Source organism: Comamonas sp. 14P8.1.4, assembly GCF_057799285.1.
Map to the genome: position 1 here is coordinate 1 of NZ_JBYOKN010000036.1, position 748 is coordinate 748.

Annotated in this window: 1 protein-coding gene; it reads right to left on the reverse strand. The window is 63.9% G+C overall.

Annotated features, from left to right (window positions below; translation table 11 throughout):
- Positions 1-748 (reverse strand): thiolase family protein (locus AC27VO_RS16515; RefSeq protein ID WP_488667806.1); only part of this gene is annotated, 748 nt, incomplete at both ends.

The following is a 748-nucleotide window of genomic DNA, read 5'->3' on the forward strand; positions in this document are numbered from 1 at the left end:
CGGGGCACCAGGTTGTATTGCTTGGCGGCTTCGCCATTGGCCAGCAGCAAGGCGCAAGCGCCGTCATTCACGCCGGAAGCGTTACCTGCAGTGACCGAGCCATCGGGGCGGACTACGCCTTTGAGCTTGGCCAGCGCTTCGAGAGTGGTAGCGCGGGGGTGTTCGTCTTGGCTGACGATGATGGCGTCGCCCTTCTTCTGGGCGATGGAGACGTTCACGATTTCACGGGCCAGGTGGCCGGCAGCAATGGCTGCGGCAGCCTTTTGCTGCGAAGCCAGCGCCATGCGGTCTTGGGCTTCGCGCTCGATCTTGAAGTCGTCGGCCACGTTCTCGGCGGTTTCGGGCATGGAGTCCACGCCGTACTGCTGCTTCATCAGCTTGTTCACAAAGCGCCAGCCGATGGTGGTGTCGTACACCGCGTTGTTGCGGCTGAAGGCAGATTCGGCCTTGGGCATCACAAACGGGGCACGGCTCATGGACTCCACACCTCCGGCAATCATCAAGCGGGCTTCGCCGGACTTGATGGCACGGGCGGCAGAGCCAACGGCGTCCAGACCCGAGCCGCACAGGCGGTTGATGGTGGCACCGGGCACGTCAATGGGCAGACCCGCCAGCAGGCTGGACATGTGGGCCACGTTGCGGTTGTCTTCACCGGCCTGGTTGGCGCAGCCGTACAGCACATCGTCCGCAGCCTTCCAGTCCACGCCGGGGTTGCGTTCCATCAGCGCTTTGATGGGCAATGCGCCCA